This window comes from Streptomyces sp. NPDC051051, from assembly GCF_040682975.1.
Lineage (GTDB): Bacteria > Actinomycetota > Actinomycetes > Streptomycetales > Streptomycetaceae > Streptomyces.
The window spans coordinates 82,447-100,238 of record NZ_JBFBCB010000017.1 but is presented as its reverse complement, the minus strand read 5'-3'; the positions used below and the strand labels follow the sequence as shown (position 1 = coordinate 100,238).

Sequence of the window (17,792 nt, the reverse complement as noted above, 5' to 3'; positions counted from 1 at the left end):
GATCTCCAGACGTACGTCTCCGCGCCGCCCGGCGTGACCCCCGGACAGCCCTCTTTGGATTCATTCCATATTTTGACAACGCTGAGAATACGTGCACCCTTCCCTCCTCGCCAGCAAGGAAAGGCTCCGCTAACCTGCAGCTTTACCCTTGTTCGCTCATTCGATCGGGAGTGCGCACAGATGTCGACCGGGTGACATGGCGGCTCGGGAGGCTCAGGTCAACCGCCGACGGTGGGACACATCCCGCAAAGGGCTCCGCACCCGTGCGCGGCCCCCGGAGGGAAGGCCCCGTATGGCATCGATCGCCTGCATGCCCCCGGTCCCGGCGCCGGGGGACGCCACCGGCCTCCGCGACCGGGCCCGCGGCGCACTGCTCGGCCTGGCCGTGGGAGACGCCCTCGGCGCACCGGCCGAGAACCTCAAACCGTCCGAGATCCGCGCCCGCTGGGGCCGGGTCACGGGCTACGTCACCGATCACCCGGCCGGCACCGACGACACCGAGTACGCGATCTTCTCGGGCCTCCTGCTGGCCCGGCACGGCTCCGCGCTGACCCCCGCCGACGTGGAGGCGGCCTGGCACCGGTGGATCACCGACCGCCACGAGGGCCCCTTCCGCGGGGCGGGCTTCAGCGAACGCGGCACCCTGGAGAACCTCCGCCGGGGCCTGGCCGCCCCCGTCTCCGCCCAGCACCGGCACGCCTGGAGCGACGGCCTCGCGATGCGCGCCGCGCCCTTCGGCGTCTTCGCCGCGGGCCGCCCGGCCGAGGCTGCCCGCCTGGTCGCCGTCGACGGCTCGGTCAGCCACGACGGCGAGGGCATCTACGGCGGCCAGGCGGTCGCGGCGGGCGTCGCGGCAGCGATGGCGGGAGCGCCGACGGTCGCCGTGGTCGCCGCCGCCCTGGCCGTGATCCCCGACGACTCCTGGACGGCCCGCTCCCTGCGCCGCGCGGTCGCGGTCGCCCACCGCGGCGAACGCGCCGTCCGCTCCGCCGTCGTCATCGGCGGTTACCCCTGGACCGACCTGGCCCCCGAGGCGGTCGCCCTCGCCTTCGGCGCGTACGCGGCGGCCGACGGCGACTTCGCCCGGGCCGTCCTCACGGCCGTCAACATGGGCCGCGACGCCGACACGACGGCCGCGGTGGCGGGCGCCCTGTCCGGCGCCGGCCAGGGCGTCTCGGCGATCCCCCCGGACTGGGCGGCCGCCATCGGCCCGGCCCGCGGCAGCTGCCTCCCGTCGGTCTGCGGCCACCACGTCCTGGACGTGGCCGACCTCCTGACTCCGGCGGCCGCCTCATGAGGCCGCCGGGCCCGTGGGACGAGGGGGCGGCGGGCGGTCCGGTGGCCCTGGCGCCGCCCGCGGACGCCGCCAGGGCCGGTGGCACGACCACGGCGGAGCCGCCCGCACCCGCCGCCGGCGGCGAAGCCGCCACGCCCCGCACCGTCCCGACGAGGCCGACCGGGCCCGCGACCACCGACGGCGGCGACGGCGGGAGCGACAGCGTCGATGCCGACATCGACACCACGGACGCCACGATCACGGTGGAGCCGGGCGGACGCGCGGCCGCCGACGGCGGGGACCCCCGGCCGGGGCCGCCCGCGCCCGCCGGCGATGCCCGCACGGACGGTGCGGGTGGGAAACCCTCCGCGGCCGAGGGCGAGGCCGAGGCCGGACCGGCCCCGCGCCGCACCGAGGGCCTCCTCCTCGGCCTCGCCGCGGGCGACGCCGCCGGCTGGCCCGCCGCCCGTCACCGCGCCGCCCGCATGCCGGAGTGGACCCGCCGCCTCACCCGCGAACTGGACACCTTCGCCGAGCAGAACGCGACGACGACCCTCCCCGTCCCCATCGCCCTGAACCAGTCCCCCGAACCCCTCCGCCTGGGCCCGTCAGACGACGCCGAGTGGGCGGCCTTCGCCGCGGAGGCGGTCCTGCGGGCGGGCGACGACACCGTCCTCGGCGACCTCAGCCGCCAGCGCCGCATGCGCGCCGCCATCGATCTCACCTGGAACGCCGTCGCCAGTGAGGTCGCGGCGGCGGCGGACCGCGCGCCCGAGGTGGAGTCGGCCGTGCTCCCCCTGCGTGCCCGCATCTCGGTCCGGGCCGGGCTCGGCAACTTGGCCACCGGTCTGCGCCCGCCCGCCACCGGCCACGACAACCCGCACTACTTCGACGACGCGGCCTGCGTCCGCGCCTGCGTGCTCGCGGTGGCCCACCCCGGCGACCCCCGACTCGCCGCCGAACTGGCCGAGTTCGACGCCCGCTACACGCAGGACGGCGACGGCGTGCACGGCGCCCGCGCGATGGCGGCGGCGCTCTCCCTGGCCCTGGCCGGCGCGGACACCGGGGCCTGCGTGGCCGCGGCGCTCGCCGAACTCCCCGAGGAGACGGAGATCGGCCGCAACGCCCGTCACGCGCTCGCCCTCGCACGGGCCGCGGAGAGCACGTTCGCCCTGGTGCCGCTGCTGGAGCACCAGATCGTCGACCACGTCTACAGCTACGGCGTCGCCGCCGCCGAGACCGTCCCGGTCGCCCTCGCCCTGGCCGTCGCGTCGGGCGGGCGGATCGCGGAGGCCGTACCGGCGGCGGCCTGTCTGTCGCGGGTCGCGGACTCCGCCCCCGCGCTCGCGGGCGCGCTGACCGGGGCGCTGGGCGGTGCCGCGTCGATCCCGGCGACCTGGCGCGCCGCCTGCCGCACCCTCTCCGGCTGCACCCTGCCCCGCCTCACCGGCACCGACCTGGTGGAACTCGCCGAACTGCTGGAAGCCGCACAACCGGCCGCACCAGGAGGATGATTCGGCCCATGACACCCAAAACAGAAGAAAGCGGCGACAGGTCCGGGGGAATCCCCCAGCGGCAGACCCCGACGAGGCGGCCCCCGGAAGGCGGGACGCTGGAGGAACGCGTCACGGGCGCCCTCGTCGGCGCGGCCGTCGGCGACGCCCTCGGCGGCCCGGTGGAGGGCTACTCCCCCGACCAGATCCGCCGACGCCACGGCGGCCGCGTGCACGGCGTCGTCGGCCCCTGGAACGGCGACGACTGGCGCACGGCCCGCCCCATCGCGCCGTACCACAAGGGCGACGGCCACGTCACCGACGACACCTTGATGACCCATGCGCTGATCAGGGTCTACACCACGGTCCGCGACCACCTGGACTCGTACGCGCTCGCCGGCCACCTGGTCCCCGACCTGATGACGAACCCGCGCTGGATCCCGGAGCTGGAGGCCGAGGCGCTCCCCCTCCAGCGCGTCTTCCTGGCGGAGAAGTGGATGGTCGCGAGGCTCCACTACGGCCATGTCGACCCGCGCGAGGCGGGCGTCGGCAACATCGTCAACTGCGGTGCGGCGATGTACACGGCTCCGGTGGGGCTGGTCAACGCGGCCGACCCGGCGGCCGCCTACGCCGAGGCGATCGACCTGGCGGGCGCCCACCAGTCGTCGTACGGCCGTGAGGCGGCGGGCGTCCTCGCGGCGGCGGTGGCCGCGGCCTGCGCACCCGGCGCGACGCCCGACTCGGTGGTGGCGACGTGCCTGTCCCTGGCCAAGGACGGCACCCGGACCGCGATCGAGCGGGTCTGTGAAGTGGCCTCCCGCCACCAGGACTTCGAGTCGGCGCTGGTCCCGCTCCGGGAGGCGGTGGCGCCGTACGACACCGTCGGCCCCGACTACCGGCAGCCCTCCCTGGCCGCCCGCCGTCCCTCCCGTCTGCACGCCGTCGAGGAACTCCCCGTCGCCCTGGGCATGGTGGTGGTGGCCGGCGGCGACCACCGCCACGCCGTGCTGGGCGCGGTGAACTACGGCCGCGACTGCGACTCGATCGCGACGATGGCCGGCGCGGTGACCGGCGCCCTCGGTTCCCCCGTGCCGGACGAGTGGTCGAAGCAGGTCGCGGAGGCCAGCCGCCTGGACCTGTGGGCACCGGCGACCGCCCTGGCCGAGGTCGCGCGGGAGATCTTCGAGAAGGACGTCCGCCGCCGCCGGGCGCACGAGCGGGCGTTCGCCGCCCTCGGGGGCCGGTGATGCTCCGCCTGACCTGGGTCCAGCCCGAGGACCTCGTCGGCCACGAACTGCGGCAGGCGGCCCAGGACGGCCGCGAACCCTCGGCGGTCGCGGCCCGCTGGCGGGCGGCGGGTGGCTGGGAGGCCCCGGAGCGCGCCGGCGCGTCCCCCCGGCGCGCGTCGCGCTACCTGCGCCTGCTGGCGGAGGACCTGCTGGACGAACTGGCGGACCTGCCGAGCGCCTTGGCGGAGGACGAGCCGACGGACCTGCCGGGCATCAGGGCCGCCTGTCCGGCGTGGCCCGCCGGTCCCGCGGGCGGGCGCGGCCCGGCCCCCACCCCGGCCGGCCTGGAAGCCGCCTGGCTGGGCCGGGCGGTGGGCTGCCTCCTGGGCAAGCCCGTGGAGAAGCTTCCCCTCGGCGCCATCCGCGCCCTGGCCGGCGCCACCGGCAACTGGCCCCTCACCACCTACTTCACGGCCCGGGGCGTCCCGCAGGACCTGCTGGAGGCGCACCCCTGGAACCGCCGCTCGGCACTCACCTCCCTCGCCGAGAACATCGACGGCATGCCCGAGGACGACGACCTCAACTACCCCCTGCTCAACCTGCTCCTGCTCCGGCGTCACGGCAGGGCCTTCACCACCGCCGACGTGGCACGCCTCTGGCTGGACGAACTCCCCGCCGGGCGCACCTTCACGGCCGAACGCGTCGCCTACCGCAACCTGCTCTGCGGCGTCGAGCCCCCGCACACCGCCCGCCACCGCAACCCCTTCCGCGAGTGGATCGGCGCGCTGATCCGCGCCGACGTCCACGGCTGGACCAACCCCGGGGACCCGGCCGCCGCCGCCGAGCAGGCGCACCGCGACGCCACGCTCACCCACACCGCCAACGGCGTCTACGCGGCGATGTTCGCGGCGGCCGCCATCGCCGCCGCCGCGACGGGCGGGCACGACGTCCACGCCTGCCTGCGCACCGGCCTCACCGTGGTCCCGCCCCGCTCGCGCCTGTTCCGGGCCGTCACCCACGCGATCGGACTCGCCCGCGAGCACGCCGACTTCGACACGGTCGTGGACGAACTCCACGCCGCGCACGGCGCGACCCACCACTGGGTCCACGCCGTCCCCAACACCGCGCTGATCGCCGCCGCCCTCACCCACGCCGACGGCGACTTCACCGGCTCCGTCTGCCGTGCCGTGTCCGGCGGCCTGGACACCGACTCCGCCGGCGCCACCGCAGGCGGAGTCGCCGCGCTGCTCGCCGGCGACCCGGCCGCCCTCCCCGACCGCTGGACGGCCCCGCTCAAGAACCGCCTGACCACCTCCGTCGCCGACTTCGACGGCACCGGATTCGACACCCTCGCCCACCTCACCCACCGGGAGGCTGCACGCCCATGACCGACATCGTCGTGCTCGGCAGCACGCACACGGGCCCCGTCGCCGACGTCGAGAAGCGGCACACGTCATGACCGGACCGGGCAACGCCCGCACCGCGACCGGGACGGGCGGCGCGCCCCTCGCCGGTCTGCGCGTCCTGGACCTGGCCACCCTCTTCGCCGGCCCCCTCGCCGCCACCATGCTCGGCGACTTCGGCGCGGAGGTCGTCAAGGTCGAGCACCCGTCGAAACCCGACCCGTCCCGGGGCCACGGCCCCTCCAAGAACGGCGTCGGCCTGTGGTGGAAGCTCCTCGGCCGCAACAAGCGCGCCATCACCCTGGACCTGTCCAGGCCCGGCGGCCGCGCCACCCTGCTCCGCCTCGCCGCCACCGCCGACGTGATCATCGAGAACTTCCGCCCCGGCACCCTGGAGAAGTGGGACCTCGGCTGGGAGGAGCTGTCGGCGGCCAACCCCCGGCTGGTCCTCACCCGCGTCACCGGCTTCGGCCAGTTCGGCCCGTACGCCCACCGCCCCGGCTTCGGCACCCTCGCCGAGGCGATGAGCGGCTTCGCCTCCATCACCGGCGAACCCGACGCGCCTCCGACCCTGCCGCCGTTCGGCCTCGCCGACTCCATCGCGGCGCTCGCCACGTCGTACGCCGTCATGACGGCCCTCGCCGCCCGCGACCGCACGGGCGAGGGCCAGGTCGTCGACATGGCGATCATCGAACCGATCCTGACCGTCCTCGGCCCGCAGCCCCTCTGGTACGACCAGCTCGGATACGTCCAGGAGCGCACCGGGAACCGCTCCGCGAACAACGCCCCGCGCAACACCTACCGCACGGCCGACGGCACCTGGGTCGCCGTGTCCACGTCGGCCCAGTCGGTGGCGGAGCGGGTGATGCGGCTGGTCGGCCGCCCCGACCTGATCGACGAGCCCTGGTTCGCGACGGGCGCCGAACGGGCCGCCCACGCCGACGTCCTCGACACGGCGGTCGGCACCTGGATCGCCGCCCGCACCCGCACCGACGTCCTCGCCGCCTTCGAGAAGGCGGAAGCGGCCGTCGCCCCGATCCAGGACGTACGGGACGTGCTGACCGACCCCCAGTACCAGGCCCTCGACACCGTCACCACGGTCGACGACCCCGAACTGGGCCCGATCCGCATGCAGAACGTCCTCTTCCGCCTCTCCTCCACCCCCGGCGCGATCCGCTGGACCGGGCGCCCGCACGGCGCGGACACCGAGGCGGTCCTCACCGAACTGGGCCTCACCCCGGCCGACCTGGAGGCCCTGCGGACGGAGGGCGCCCTGTGACCTTCCCGCTCACCTGGCTGTACGTCCCCGGCGACCGTCCGCACATCGTCGCCAAGGCCCTGCGCTGCGGAGCGGACGTCGTGGTGATCGACCTGGAGGACGCAGTCGCCCCCGGCCGCAAGGAGTACGCCCGCGCGGCCACCGCCGAGCTGCTCTCCGAGGAACAGCCGGTCCCGGTCCACGTCCGGGTCAACGCCCTGGACGGGCCCCTCGCCGCCCCCGATCTCCGGGCGGTGGCGGCCCTCCCCGGTGTCCGTGGCCTCCGCCTGCCCAAGGTGACCTCGCCCGCCCAGATCACCCGGATCGCCGGCCGCGTCGCGGAGCACGGCCCGCGCCCGCTCTACGCCCTCCTGGAGACGGCCCTCGGCGTCGAACACGCCTATGCCATCGCCGCCGCCCACCCCGACCTGCGCGGCATCTCCCTGGGCGAGTCCGACCTGCGGGCCGACCTCGGCGTACGGGCGGACGCGGGCCTCGACTGGTCCCGCTCCCGGGTGATCGTCGCCGCGCGGGCGGCGGGGCTGGCCCCGCCGCCGCAGTCGGTCCACCCCGACATCCGCGACCTCGAAGGCCTGGCGTCCTCCTGTGCACACGGTCGCAGCCTGGGCTTCCTGGGCCGGTCGGCGATCCATCCCCGCCAGCTCCCGATCATCGAACGGGCCTACCTGCCCACGCAGCGGGAGGTCGAGGAGGCGGAGACGATCGTGAAGGCGGCAGCGGCCGAGCCGGGTGCCCAGGCCCTGCCGGACGGCCGGTTCGTCGACGCGGCGGTGGTGGCGACGGCCCGGCGGACGCTGTCGCTGGCCCGTCGCACCTGAGCCGTCGCACACGACGAGGGCGCCCGGAGATCCCGGGCGCCCTCGTCGTCGTGGAAGTCGCCGTCAGCTCTTCTTGCCCGCCGAGCCGGACTCGGCGGCGTCCTTCGCCCGGTCGCCCGCCCCGTCCTTGCCGTCCTCGACGTCCTTCGTCCCGGCCTCGGCGTCCTCGTCGGTCTTCGCGCCGGCCTTGCCGTCGTCGCCGCCCTGCGCGGGCTCGGCCTTCGCCCCGGCCGCGGCTCCACCGTCGGCCTCGGAGCCGGCGGCGGCCTCACCGCCGGTGGGGTCGTCCGCGCCCGGTTCCACCACGGCCTCCCGTCCCGGCCGCTTCCTGGCCGAGATCACGAGGTACGCCACGGCCAGCAGGAACACGACGAGCGCGGTCCAGTTGTTCAGCCGCAGACCGAGAATGTGGTGGGCGTCGTCGACGCGCATGTACTCGATCCAGAAGCGGCCGGCGCAGTACGCGGCGACGTACAGGGCGAACGCCCGTCCGTGCCCCAGCTTGAAACGGCGGTCGGCCCAGACGACGAGGAGGGCGACGCCGACGCACCACAACGACTCGTACAGGAACGTCGGGTGGTAGTAGCCCGGTTCCCGGCCGTCCACGGAGGACGTGATGTGCAGGGCCCACGGCAGGTCGGTCTCCTTGCCGTACAGCTCCTGGTTGAACCAGTTGCCCCAGCGGCCGATCGCCTGCGCGAGGGCGATGCCCGGCGCGATGGCGTCGGCGTACGCGGGCAGCGGGATGCCCCGGCGGCGACAGCCGATCCAGGCGCCCACCGCGCCGAGCGCGATCGCGCCCCAGATGCCGAGGCCGCCCTCCCAGATCTTGAAGGCGTCCACCCAGTCGCGGCCCTCGCTGAAGTACAGCTCGTAGTCCGTGATCACGTGGTAGAGCCGGCCGCCGATCAGGCCGAAGGGCACGGCCCACACGGCGATGTCGGCCACCGTGCCGGCCCGCCCGCCCCGGGCGATCCAGCGCTTGTTGCCGAGCCAGACGGCGACGAAGACACCGATGATGATGCAGAAGGCATAGCCGCGCAGCGGAATGGGGCCGAGGTGGATCACTCCGCGCGACGGGCTGGGAATGTAGGCAAGTTCCATGGCAGGGTCGACGCTACCGTGCCGGGCCGGGCCCACGGCGGGCAGCCCGGCTACGGCTCCATAACGGGCCGGTGAGCGGGGCTCACCCCTGGTCGGCCTCCTCCACCATCTTCTTCAGCTTGGCCGGCGTCATCGTCTGGTCCTGGTAGATGTTCTTGCCGTTGAACAGGACGGTCGGGGTGCCGGTGAAACCACCGGTGCGGAAGGCCTGGTTGGACTTCTCGACCCAGCCGTCGTGGGTGCCCTTCCCCACGCAGGTGCGGAAGGCGGGGGTGTCGAGGCCGTCGACCTTGCCGGCGAGTTCGAGGAGCTTGTCGTCGTCGGCGAAGGCGTCGTCGGTCTCCTCCGGCTGGTTCACGTACAGCACGTCGTGGTAGGCGGGGAACTTCCCGGCGTCCTGCGCGCAGGCCGCGGCGTTGGCCGCGGTGCGGGACCCGCTGCCGCCCATGTTGCCGTCGATGATGGTGGCCAGGTGGTACTCCACCTTCAGCTTTCCGGCGTCGGTCAGCTCGTGGATCGTCGAACGGTAGGTGTCCTCGAAGGACTTGCAGGCCGGGCAGCGGAAGTCCTCCCACACGGTGAGCGTGGACTTCGCGCTCTCCTTCCCGACCGGGATCGCGAGGGCGTCCTTGCCCTGCGCGCCCGAGGGCGCCACGACCGGGCCCGCGCTGTCGCCGCCGTCGTCCTTGCCGGCGTTCGCCGCGACGATGCCGACGACCGCGGCCAGGCCCAGTACACAGACGACGCTCGCGGCGACGATCAGCGTCCGCCGCCGTCGCTCCGCGGCCTTCTGCCTGTCACGCTCGACCGCCAGCCGCTCCCGGGCGGTGCGCTTCCTGTCACGATTCTTCTCGCTCACACCCCGGAAACGAACCGGGGAGGCGCCCAGCGCCTCCCCGGTCCCAGGTCCACCCGTTCGAGTGATCGGTTCCTCCCGTGCCCGACGTGCTCCGCACGGCCGCGTGTCAGGCCTGGCCGCGCACGCCCTTCGCCAGCTCGCCCGCGAGTTCGCGCACGGCCGCGACACCGGCCGCCTCGTCCGGGGCGTCGAGCATCCGCTTGACGAAGGCCGAGCCGACGATCACCCCGTCGGCGAAGCCGGCGACCTCGGCGGCCTGCCGGGGGTCGGACACCCCGAGGCCCACGCAGACGGGCAGGCCGGTGCCGGTCGCGCGGATGCGCTCGACCAGGGTCTTGGCCTGCGTGCCCACCGACTCGCGGGTGCCGGTGACCCCCATCAGCGAGGCGGCGTAGACGAATCCGCTGCCCGCCCGGGTGATCGTGGCCAGCCGCTCGTCCTGGCTGCTGGGCGCCACGACGAAGACCGTCGCGAGGCCGTGCTTCTCGGCGTGCTCCCTCCACAGCGCGGACTCCTGCACGGGCAGGTCGGGCAGGATGCAGCCCGCCCCGCCCGCCTCGGCCAGTTCGGCGGTGAAGCGCTCGACGCCGTAGCGGTCGACGGGGTTCCAGTACGTCATCACGAGGACCGGCTTGCCGGTGGCCTCGGACGACTCCCGGACGGTGCGCATGACGTCCGCGATCCGTACGCCGCCGCGCAGGGCGATGTCGTCGGCGGTCTGGATGACCGGGCCGTCGAGGACGGGGTCGCTGTGCGGCAGACCCACCTCGACGACGTCGGCGCCGCCGTCCAGAACGGCCTTGATCGCCTCGATGCCGCCGTCGACCGTCGGGAACCCGGCCGGCAGGTAGGCGATGAGCGCGGCGCGTTCCTCGGCCCTGGCGGCGGCGAGGGTGTCCGACAGCAACTGGATGTTCCCGCTCACTTGGCGTCCCCCTCGATCTCGGCGGTGTCGGCCGCGTCGGCGGCGACCTCGGCGTCGGTGTCGTACAGGCCGAAGTAGCGGGCGGCCGTGTCCATGTCCTTGTCACCGCGGCCGGAGAGGTTGACGACGATCAGCCCGTCCTCGCCCAGCTCCCTGCCGACCTCCAGGGCGCCGGCCAGCGCGTGCGCGCTCTCGATGGCCGGGATGATGCCCTCGGTGCGCGACAGCAGGCGCAGCGCCTGCATGGCCGCGTCGTCGGTGACCGCGCGGTACTCGCCGCGGCCGCTGTCCTTGAGGTAGGAGTGCTCGGGGCCGATGCCCGGGTAGTCCAGGCCGGCCGAGATCGAGTACGGCTCGGTGATCTGGCCCTCGTCGTCCTGGAGGACGTAGGAGCGGGAGCCGTGCAGGATGCCGGGCTCGCCCGCGGTGAGGGTGGCGGCGTGCTCGCCGGTCTCGACGCCGTGCCCGGCCGGCTCGCAGCCGATGAGGCGTACGTCCGTGTCCGGGATGAAGGCGTGGAAGAGGCCGATGGCGTTGGAACCGCCGCCGACGCAGGCGACGGCCGCGTCGGGCAGGCGTCCGGTGCGCTCCAGGATCTGGCGGCGGGCCTCGACGCCGATGACGCGGTGGAAGTCGCGCACCATCGCCGGGAAGGGGTGCGGTCCGGCGACCGTGCCGAACAGGTAGTGGGTGCGGTCGACGTTGGCGACCCAGTCGCGGAAGGCCTCGTTGATGGCGTCCTTCAGCGTGCGGCTGCCGGACTTCACCGCGACGACCTCGGCGCCGAGCATGCGCATCCGGGCCACGTTGAGGGCCTGCCGCTGCGTGTCGATCTCGCCCATGTAGATGGTGCATTCGAGGCCGAACAGCGCGCAGGCGGTGGCGGTGGCGACGCCGTGCTGGCCGGCGCCGGTCTCCGCGATGACGCGCGTCTTGCCCATGCGCTTGGTGAGCAGCGCCTGGCCGAGCACGTTGTTGATCTTGTGGGAGCCGGTGTGGTTGAGGTCCTCGCGCTTGAGGAACACCCGGGCGCCACCGGCACGTTCGGCGAACCGCGGCACCTCGGTGAGGGAGCTGGGCCGGCCGGTGTAGTTGACGAGCAGGTCGTCGAGCTCGCGGGCGAACTCGGGGTCGTGCTTGGCCTTGTCGTACTCGACGGCGACCTCGTCCACGGCGGCGACCAGGGCCTCCGGGATGAACTTGCCGCCGAAGGCGCCGAAGTAGCCTTCGACGGTGGGGATCCGACCCTCGGGGTCGGGAATGAAGAACTCGCTGGGCATGCGGAAACCTCACGGTGAGTTGGGGAGAAACCGATCGCCGTGGGGCGGAGCTGGTCCGACGACCTCAGGCCGGGTGCGGCCGGTCGGGCCCGGGCGGCGAAGCCGCGTGGGCGGACACTGCGCTGCGCCCCTCGGGGGCGCGCTGCCATCGGCGTCCGTTCACCTGGCCCGGCTCGTCTCCGATGACGTACCGCACCCTGCGGCCGTGCACCCTGCGGGCGGGCGCGCGGCAGCCGCGGGGGCGGCAGCCGCGCGCGAGGCGGGCGTACCGGTCCGTGGCCGTGAGGGTGATCGGGAGCGTCATCGTGCCCAGCCTAGCGGGGTCAGCCCCGGCCGTGCCGCAGTGCGGGGTGCTCGCCCGCCGCCACCAGGTCGGCGACCGCCGTCTTCGGGTCGCGGCCGGTGACGAGGGACTCGCCGACCAGGACCGCGTCGGCGCCGGCGTTGGCGTAGGCGATCAGGTCGTGCGGGCCCCGGACGCCGGACTCGGCGATCTTGACGAGGTGGTCCGGGATCTCGGGGGCGACCCGCTCGAACGTGCCCCGGTCGACCTCGAGGGTCTTGAGGTTGCGGGCGTTGACGCCGATCAGCTTGGCGCCCGCGTCCACGGCGCGCTCGACCTCGTCCTCGTCGTGCACCTCGACGAGCGGGGTGAGGCCGATGGAGACGGCGCGCTCGATCAGCGACTCCAGGGCCGACTGGTCGAGGGCGGCGACGATCAGCAGGGCGAGGTCGGCGCCGTACGCGCGGGCCTCCCACAGCTGGTACGACGTGACGATGAAGTCCTTGCGCAGCACCGGGATGTCGACGCGCGCGCGGACCGCTTCGAGGTCGGCGAGCGAGCCGCCGAAGCGGCGTTCCTCGGTGAGGACGGAGATGACGGCGGCGCCGCCCGCCTCGTAGTCGGCGGCGAGGCCCGCCGGGTCGGCGATCGCGGCCAGCGCGCCCTTGGAGGGGCTGGAGCGCTTGACCTCGCAGATCACCTTGACGCCGTCGCCCTTGAGCGCGGCGACCCCGTCCTTGGCCGCGGGGGCCTTGGCGGCGCGCTCCTTGAGCTCGTCGAGGCTGACGCGCGCCTGCCGCTCCGCGAGGTCGGCACGGACTCCGTCGATGATCTCGTCGAGCACACTCACGCGAGCGGCCCCCTTCCAGACGGTTGCGGTTCCAGCGACCAGAGGAGATGGATGGTCACTGCGATGGTATCCGGAGGAGGGCGGTGGCCTCGCATCCGGTGGGGGGCGGTTCCTCCCCCACCCTCGAACCAGCTTCGCACGGCTCGGGCGGGAGGTGCCCCCCGTGCTGGACGTTCACCGGTGGTCAAGGAAGCAGCCAGCCGCCGGACGGCAGGTTCCGGACCACCGTGAAGACCAGCAGCAACGCGCCCAGCGTCCACATCGGGACCGGTCCGGGATCGACGCGGACCGGGCGGCCCCGTGCCGCGCGGACCACCCAGACGGTCCACAGCACCGCAAAGCCCGCGTAGCCGGCCACGGCCACGGCGTTGGCGTGCAGCGCGGTCACCAGGTCGCCGTGCGCGAAGGCGTGGGCGCTGCGCAGACCGCCGCAGCCGGGACAGGAGAGGCCCGTGACCCGCAGCAGCGGGCAGACCGGGTAGTGGCCCGGCTCGTTGGGGTCGACGGCGGCCACGTACGCGAAGGCGCCCACGACGGCCGCGAGGATCCCGGCGGGCACCGCGAGCCGGGCCAGGACCGTCGCGGGAGCGGGTGGTGTCACGCTGCGGCTGTCTGCGTTCACGCCTCGTATTGTGCCCCGCGACTCCTCCGCGCGCGCGTGAGGGGCGGCCGGTTCGGTACCGGCCGCCCCTCACGCGAGGTCGTTCGCGGGCGTCAGCCCTCGGCGCCGGCCGGCTCGCGCGTCGCCGTGACCCGGTGCACCGGGTGGGCGTCCTTCGGCATGCCGAGGCCCATGGCGCTCATGACGGCGCCGACGACACCCCCGAGGACCACGATCACCATGCCGGCCCAGAAGCCGAGCGGCTCGGCCATCACCATGAACGCGCCCGCGACGCAGAAACCGATGAAGGCGATGGTGACACCGGTCCAGGCGGCCGGGGTGTGTCCGTGGCTGCTGCCCGCCATGACTTGCTCCTCGTTGCTGTCTATGTGGCGTACTGGTCGTACATGTCCGAGCCGGGGGCTCGTCCTCCATTGTCCCGTACGCGCACGTGTGCAGAAGTGCCGGGGTGGCTTCCGGTCGAGTCTGGTTCGCCACACCGGGGAACCGGACGCGGAGGCGGATCAGGCCGGGTCCGCGCCCGTGGGGTCCTCGCCGCGGTCCAGGGCCTTCCAGATGTCCTCGGGGCGGTCGGGGTCGACGACCGGGGCCCTGCGCCGGGCCCGGGGGGTGCCGTCGCGCTCGTAGCGGCCCGACATGGCCGGCCACAGGCGGCCGTAGCGCAGGGCGAGCAGGCCCGCCAGGAGGATCAGGGCGCCACCCGCCGCCGCGGCGTACGGCCAGGCCGTGTGGGTGAGGGAGGCGACGGCCGCGGCGGTGTCCCCGGAGGCCTTGGCGGCCTTGTCGTCGAGGGCGGAGCTGTCGGAGGCGCCGAGCAGCGCGGCGACGACGATGCCGGCGCCGGAGAGCGCGAGGAGGGCGGAGACGGCGAGGCGGCCCGCCCGGCGGACGGCGAAGACGGCGACGAGCGCGGCGAGGCCCACTATGGCGAGCGCCGCGGGGACGCCCGTGACGTCGCTGCCCTTGGCGGTCAGGGGGAAGGCGCCTCCCGCCACCGTCGCCGTGCCCTGCGACCAGCGCTGCCGGGTCGCGAGCAGGGCCAGAGCCGCGCCCAGCGCACCGCACATCAGGGCGAGCGCGAGGCTCCGGCGGCCGGACCGGGCGGGAGCGGCGGCTTCGGAACGGGGGTGAGGAACGGCAGTCACGTACTCCACTATCGCCTGAACCCCGGGCGAACCGTCACCCGGGGCTCACGTGAGCCTCGTCCTACTTCGCGCGAAGCGCCCCTACTTGGCCAGTCGGTTGGCGGTGTGGACCGCGCGGAGCACGGCCGCCGCCTTGTTGCGGCACTCCTGGTCCTCGGCGACCGGGTCGGAGTCGGCGACGATGCCGGCGCCGGCCTGGACGTAGGCGGTGCCGTCGCGCAGCAGGGCGGTGCGGATGGCGATGGCGGTGTCGGAGTCGCCGGCGAAGTCCAGGTAGCCGACGCAGCCGCCGTACAGGCCGCGGCGGGACGGTTCCAGTTCGTCGATGATCTGCATGGCGCGGGGTTTGGGGGCGCCGGAGAGGGTGCCCGCCGGGAAGCAGGCGGTGAGGACGTCGAAGGCGGTGCGGTCCGCCGCGACCCGGCCCGTGACCGTCGAGACGATGTGCATGACGTGGGAGTAGCGCTCGACGGACATGAAGTCGACGACCTCGACGGAGCCGGGTTCGCAGACCCGTCCCAGGTCGTTGCGGCCCAGGTCGACGAGCATGAGGTGCTCGGCGCGCTCCTTGGGGTCGGCCAGCAGCTCGTCGGCGAGCGCCTGGTCCTCCTGCGGGGTCGCCCCGCGGTGCCGGGTGCCGGCGATGGGGTGCACCATGGCCCGCCCGTCCTCGACCTTGACCAGTGCCTCCGGGGAGGAACCCACGACGTCGAAGCCGTCGAAGCGGAACAGGTACATGTACGGCGAGGGGTTGGTGGCCCTGAGGACCCGGTAGACGTCCAGCGCGCTCGCCGTGCACGGCGTCTCGAAGCGCTGGGAGGGGACGACCTGGAAGGCCTCGCCCGCGCGGATGCGCTCCTTGACGTCCTCGACGGCCCGCCGGAAGTCGGGGCCGCCCCACCGGGCCGTGTACTCCGGCAGTTCGGAGGGGGGCAGGACGGCGGGCGGCTGGGCCACGGCGCGCGAGAGGTCCGCCTCCATGGCGTCGAGGCGGGCGACGGCGTCCGCGTGGGCCTCGTCCACGCCCGTGTCGAGGTCGTTGTGGTTGATCGCGTTGGCGATCAGCAGGACGGAGCCCTCCCAGTGGTCCATCACGGCGAGGTCGCTCGTGAGGAGCATGGTCAGCTCGGGCAGCCGGAGGTCGTCGCGCTCGCCGGGGCCGATCTTCTCCAGCCGGCGGACGATGTCGTAGCCCAGGTAGCCGACCATGCCGCCGGTGAAGGGCGGCAGGCCCTCCTGGTGAGGGGTGTGCAGGGCCTCGATGGTGGCGCGCAGGGCGGCCAGCGGGTCGCCGTCGACGGGGACGCCGACGGGCGGCGTGCCGAGCCAGTGGGCCTGTCCGTCGCGCGCGGTGAGCGTGGCCGCCGAGCGCACGCCCACGAACGAGTACCGGGACCAGGAACGGCCGTTCTCCGCGGACTCCAGCAGGAAGGTGCCGGGGCGCTCGGCGGCCAGCTTGCGGTAGAGCGCGACCGGGGTGTCGCCGTCCGCGAGGAGCTTGCGGGTGACCGGAACGACGCGGCGGTCGGTGGCCAGCTTGCGGAACGTCTCGAGATCCATGACGGCTGACCTTACTGATCCGGGGCGGAGGTGCCGGAATCGGCGCTCCCGGCGTCCTCGAGGAGCACGTCGGCGTCGAAGCAGGTGCGGGCGCCGGTGTGGCAGGCGGCACCGACCTGGTCGACCTTGACCAGCAGGGTGTCGGCGTCGCAGTCCAGGGCGACCGCCTTGACCCACTGGAAGTGGCCGGAGGTGTCGCCCTTGACCCAGTACTCGCGGCGGCTGCGCGACCAGTACGTGCACCGTCCGGTCGTCAGGGTGCGGTGCAGCGCCTCGTCGTCCATCCAGCCGAGCATGAGCACCTCTCCGGTGTCGTACTGCTGGGCGATGGCCGGCACGAGGCCGTCGGGGCTGCGCTTGAGGCGCGCGGCGATGTCCGGAGCGAGACCGCGGGGCGGGGAACCGTGGGGCGAGGCGTCTCGATCAGGGGCGGTGGCCGGGTGACGGGCGGGCTTGCTGGTCATGGGGCCATTGTGCCGCGCGGTGGTGACACTCCCGGGCCGATGTCCACTGGGCGGACCCGCCGGACGGTCGTAGGCTGACGGCATGTCGACTTTCGCCAAGCGTGAACGACTTCTGCTCGCCGAGCTCTTGGAGACGGTGGGGCCCGAGGCGCCGACCCTCTGCGAGGGCTGGCGGACCCGCGACCTGGCCGCGCACGTGGTGGTGCGCGAGCGCCGGCCCGACGCGGCCGGCGGCATCATCGTCAAGCAGCTCGCGTCCCGGCTGGACAGGACGATGGAGGAGTTCGCCGCCAAGCCGTACGAGGAGCTGATCCAGCTGATCCGTACCGGCCCGCCGCGGTTCTCCCCCTTCCGGATCAAGCAGCTCGACGAGGCGTCGAACACCGTCGAGTTCTACATCCACGGCGAGGACGTGCGCCGCGCCCAGCCCGACTGGACGCCCCGTGAGCTGGACCCGGTCTTCCAGGACGCCCTGTGGTCGCGCCTGGAGCGCACCGCCCGGCTGATGGGCCGTGGCACCCCGACCGGCCTGGTGCTGCGCCGCCCGGACGGGCGTACGGCGGTCGCCAACCGCGGCACCCCGGTCGTCACGGCGACCGGCGAGCCCTCGGAGCTGCTGCTGTTCCTGTACGGCCGGCAGAGCGCCGCCAAGGTGGACCTGGTCGGCGACGAGGCCGCCATCACCGCACTGCACAGCGGCAAGCAGCTCGGCATCTGAGAGGACGCCGCAGTGATCAAGGTCGCCGTGACGAGCGTGTACGTCGACGACGTCACCAGGGCCCATGCCTTCTACACCGACGTCCTCGGCTTCGAGACCCGCGTCCACCTGGACCTGGGCGACGGCGCGCAGTACGTCACCGTGGGCGCGGCCGAGGGCGCCCAGCGGGACCTCCAGCTGCTGCTGGAACCCGGCCACGGCCCGGTCGCGGCGCCGTACCGCGCGGCGCTGCGGGAGGCCGAGCTGCCCTGCATCGTGTTGTCCGTGGACGACATGCGGGCGGAGTTCGAGCGGCTGAGCGGCCTCGGCGTGCACTTCGCGCAGGAGCCCCGGTCGCGGGGTCCGGTGATCACCGCGGTGCTGGACGACACGGTCGGCAACTACGTGCAACTGGCGCAGGCCAGGGGATAGTCCGGCCTTCGTGTCCGCTCACGCGTGCGCCCCGGCCACCAGGTGGCCGGGGCTGACGTCGGTGGGGGACGCC

At 74.2% G+C, this 17,792-nt stretch carries 19 protein-coding genes; 8 read left to right on the top strand and 11 right to left on the bottom strand.

The window, feature by feature from the left end:
* The first annotated feature begins 292 nt into the window (after nucleotides 1-292).
* The 6 genes from AB0N31_RS15570 to AB0N31_RS15545 all read left to right on the top strand — a co-directional run bounded on the left by AB0N31_RS15570 (nucleotide 293) and on the right by AB0N31_RS15545 (nucleotide 7,498).
* Nucleotides 293-1,297, top strand: coding sequence for an ADP-ribosylglycohydrolase family protein (locus AB0N31_RS15570; RefSeq protein ID WP_366058894.1), 1,005 nt, complete (start codon nucleotides 293-295; stop codon nucleotides 1,295-1,297).
* Nucleotides 1,294-2,790: an ADP-ribosylglycohydrolase family protein gene (locus AB0N31_RS15565; RefSeq protein WP_366058893.1), complete on the top strand. Its 1,497-nt coding sequence runs from the start codon at nucleotides 1,294-1,296 to the stop codon at nucleotides 2,788-2,790. The genes AB0N31_RS15570 and AB0N31_RS15565 overlap by 4 nt, the downstream gene beginning before the upstream one ends.
* 8 nt (nucleotides 2,791-2,798) lie before the next feature.
* Nucleotides 2,799-4,016 (top strand): ADP-ribosylglycohydrolase family protein, encoded by a 1,218-nt coding sequence (locus tag AB0N31_RS15560; RefSeq protein ID WP_366058891.1) that lies wholly within the window; start codon nucleotides 2,799-2,801, stop codon nucleotides 4,014-4,016.
* Nucleotides 4,016-5,386, top strand: a complete 1,371-nt coding sequence (locus tag AB0N31_RS15555; protein ID WP_366058890.1) for an ADP-ribosylglycohydrolase family protein — start codon at nucleotides 4,016-4,018, stop codon at nucleotides 5,384-5,386. The genes AB0N31_RS15560 and AB0N31_RS15555 overlap by 1 nt, the downstream gene beginning before the upstream one ends.
* Nucleotides 5,387-5,453: 67 nt before the next feature.
* Nucleotides 5,454-6,680 carry a CoA transferase gene (locus tag AB0N31_RS15550; protein ID WP_366058889.1) on the top strand — a complete coding sequence of 409 codons (1,227 nt, stop codon included), beginning with the start codon at nucleotides 5,454-5,456 and terminating at the stop codon, nucleotides 6,678-6,680.
* Nucleotides 6,677-7,498, top strand: a complete 822-nt coding sequence (locus tag AB0N31_RS15545; protein WP_366058888.1) for a CoA ester lyase — start codon at nucleotides 6,677-6,679, stop codon at nucleotides 7,496-7,498. The genes AB0N31_RS15550 and AB0N31_RS15545 overlap by 4 nt, the downstream gene beginning before the upstream one ends.
* Nucleotides 7,499-7,561: 63 nt before the next feature.
* Here the strand turns inward: AB0N31_RS15545 and lgt are convergent, their stop codons facing one another.
* The 11 genes from lgt to hisI all read right to left on the bottom strand — a co-directional run bounded on the left by lgt (nucleotide 7,562) and on the right by hisI (nucleotide 16,590).
* The gene (gene lgt / locus AB0N31_RS15540) at nucleotides 7,562-8,602 is read right to left on the bottom strand and encodes a prolipoprotein diacylglyceryl transferase (RefSeq protein ID WP_366058887.1); all 1,041 of its coding nucleotides are present in this window, start codon (nucleotides 8,600-8,602) and stop codon (nucleotides 7,562-7,564) included.
* An 82-nt stretch (nucleotides 8,603-8,684) separates the two neighbouring features.
* Entirely contained in the window at nucleotides 8,685-9,461 is a 777-nt protein-coding gene (locus tag AB0N31_RS15535) for a thioredoxin domain-containing protein (RefSeq protein ID WP_366058886.1), read from the bottom strand.
* A gap of 106 nt (nucleotides 9,462-9,567) precedes the next feature.
* A complete protein-coding gene (trpA, locus tag AB0N31_RS15530) occupies nucleotides 9,568-10,386 on the bottom strand; it encodes a tryptophan synthase subunit alpha (RefSeq protein ID WP_366058885.1) in 819 nt (272 codons plus the stop codon).
* Nucleotides 10,383-11,666 carry a tryptophan synthase subunit beta gene (gene trpB / locus AB0N31_RS15525; protein WP_366058884.1) on the bottom strand — a complete coding sequence of 428 codons (1,284 nt, stop codon included), beginning with the start codon at nucleotides 11,664-11,666 and terminating at the stop codon, nucleotides 10,383-10,385. Before trpB ends, trpA begins: the two co-directional genes overlap by 4 nt.
* Before the next feature lie 64 nt (nucleotides 11,667-11,730).
* Nucleotides 11,731-11,970, bottom strand: a complete 240-nt coding sequence (locus AB0N31_RS15520) for a tryptophan synthase subunit(beta) (RefSeq protein WP_366058883.1) — start codon at nucleotides 11,968-11,970, stop codon at nucleotides 11,731-11,733.
* Between the two features lie 19 nt (nucleotides 11,971-11,989).
* Complete coding sequence (gene trpC / locus AB0N31_RS15515; RefSeq protein WP_366058882.1) at nucleotides 11,990-12,799, bottom strand: indole-3-glycerol phosphate synthase TrpC; 810 nt, start codon at nucleotides 12,797-12,799, stop codon at nucleotides 11,990-11,992.
* Between the two features lie 184 nt (nucleotides 12,800-12,983).
* A complete protein-coding gene (locus tag AB0N31_RS15510) occupies nucleotides 12,984-13,421 on the bottom strand; it encodes a DUF2752 domain-containing protein (protein WP_366058881.1) in 438 nt (145 codons plus the stop codon).
* A 92-nt stretch (nucleotides 13,422-13,513) separates the two neighbouring features.
* The gene (locus tag AB0N31_RS15505) at nucleotides 13,514-13,765 is read right to left on the bottom strand and encodes an HGxxPAAW family protein (protein WP_366058880.1); all 252 of its coding nucleotides are present in this window, start codon (nucleotides 13,763-13,765) and stop codon (nucleotides 13,514-13,516) included.
* A 159-nt stretch (nucleotides 13,766-13,924) separates the two neighbouring features.
* Nucleotides 13,925-14,575 (bottom strand): TIGR02234 family membrane protein, encoded by a 651-nt coding sequence (locus AB0N31_RS15500; RefSeq protein ID WP_366058879.1) that lies wholly within the window; start codon nucleotides 14,573-14,575, stop codon nucleotides 13,925-13,927.
* A gap of 72 nt (nucleotides 14,576-14,647) precedes the next feature.
* The gene (locus AB0N31_RS15495) at nucleotides 14,648-16,126 is read right to left on the bottom strand and encodes an anthranilate synthase component I (protein ID WP_366058878.1); all 1,479 of its coding nucleotides are present in this window, start codon (nucleotides 16,124-16,126) and stop codon (nucleotides 14,648-14,650) included.
* An 11-nt stretch (nucleotides 16,127-16,137) separates the two neighbouring features.
* Entirely contained in the window at nucleotides 16,138-16,590 is a 453-nt protein-coding gene (gene hisI, locus AB0N31_RS15490; RefSeq protein WP_366058877.1) for a phosphoribosyl-AMP cyclohydrolase, read from the bottom strand.
* Between the two features lie 82 nt (nucleotides 16,591-16,672).
* On the opposite strand from hisI, the gene AB0N31_RS15485 reads away from it, so the two are divergent.
* Both AB0N31_RS15485 and AB0N31_RS15480 read left to right on the top strand, forming a co-directional pair.
* Complete coding sequence (locus AB0N31_RS15485) at nucleotides 16,673-17,308, top strand: TIGR03085 family metal-binding protein (RefSeq protein ID WP_366058876.1); 636 nt, start codon at nucleotides 16,673-16,675, stop codon at nucleotides 17,306-17,308.
* 12 nt (nucleotides 17,309-17,320) lie between these two features.
* Nucleotides 17,321-17,719: a VOC family protein gene (locus AB0N31_RS15480; RefSeq protein ID WP_366058875.1), complete on the top strand. Its 399-nt coding sequence runs from the start codon at nucleotides 17,321-17,323 to the stop codon at nucleotides 17,717-17,719.
* Nucleotides 17,720-17,792: the final 73 nt, after the last annotated feature.

What these genes read in the sequence shown, in the direction of transcription:
- AB0N31_RS15570 (WP_366058894.1), top strand. Translation starts at nt 293, where the DNA reads ATGGCATCGATCGCCTGCATGCCCCCGGTCCCGGCGCCGGGGGACGCC.
- AB0N31_RS15565 (WP_366058893.1), top strand. Translation starts at nt 1,294, where the DNA reads ATGAGGCCGCCGGGCCCGTGGGACGAGGGGGCGGCGGGCGGTCCGGTG.
- AB0N31_RS15560 (WP_366058891.1), top strand. Translation starts at nt 2,799, where the DNA reads ATGACACCCAAAACAGAAGAAAGCGGCGACAGGTCCGGGGGAATCCCC.
- AB0N31_RS15555 (WP_366058890.1), top strand. Translation starts at nt 4,016, where the DNA reads ATGCTCCGCCTGACCTGGGTCCAGCCCGAGGACCTCGTCGGCCACGAA.
- AB0N31_RS15550 (WP_366058889.1), top strand. Translation starts at nt 5,454, where the DNA reads ATGACCGGACCGGGCAACGCCCGCACCGCGACCGGGACGGGCGGCGCG.
- lgt (WP_366058887.1), bottom strand. Translation starts at nt 8,602, where the DNA reads ATGGAACTTGCCTACATTCCCAGCCCGTCGCGCGGAGTGATCCACCTC.
- trpB (WP_366058884.1), bottom strand. Translation starts at nt 11,666, where the DNA reads ATGCCCAGCGAGTTCTTCATTCCCGACCCCGAGGGTCGGATCCCCACC.
- AB0N31_RS15520 (WP_366058883.1), bottom strand. Translation starts at nt 11,970, where the DNA reads ATGACGCTCCCGATCACCCTCACGGCCACGGACCGGTACGCCCGCCTC.
- AB0N31_RS15505 (WP_366058880.1), bottom strand. Translation starts at nt 13,765, where the DNA reads ATGGCGGGCAGCAGCCACGGACACACCCCGGCCGCCTGGACCGGTGTC.
- AB0N31_RS15495 (WP_366058878.1), bottom strand. Translation starts at nt 16,126, where the DNA reads ATGGATCTCGAGACGTTCCGCAAGCTGGCCACCGACCGCCGCGTCGTT.
- hisI (WP_366058877.1), bottom strand. Translation starts at nt 16,590, where the DNA reads ATGACCAGCAAGCCCGCCCGTCACCCGGCCACCGCCCCTGATCGAGAC.
- AB0N31_RS15485 (WP_366058876.1), top strand. Translation starts at nt 16,673, where the DNA reads ATGTCGACTTTCGCCAAGCGTGAACGACTTCTGCTCGCCGAGCTCTTG.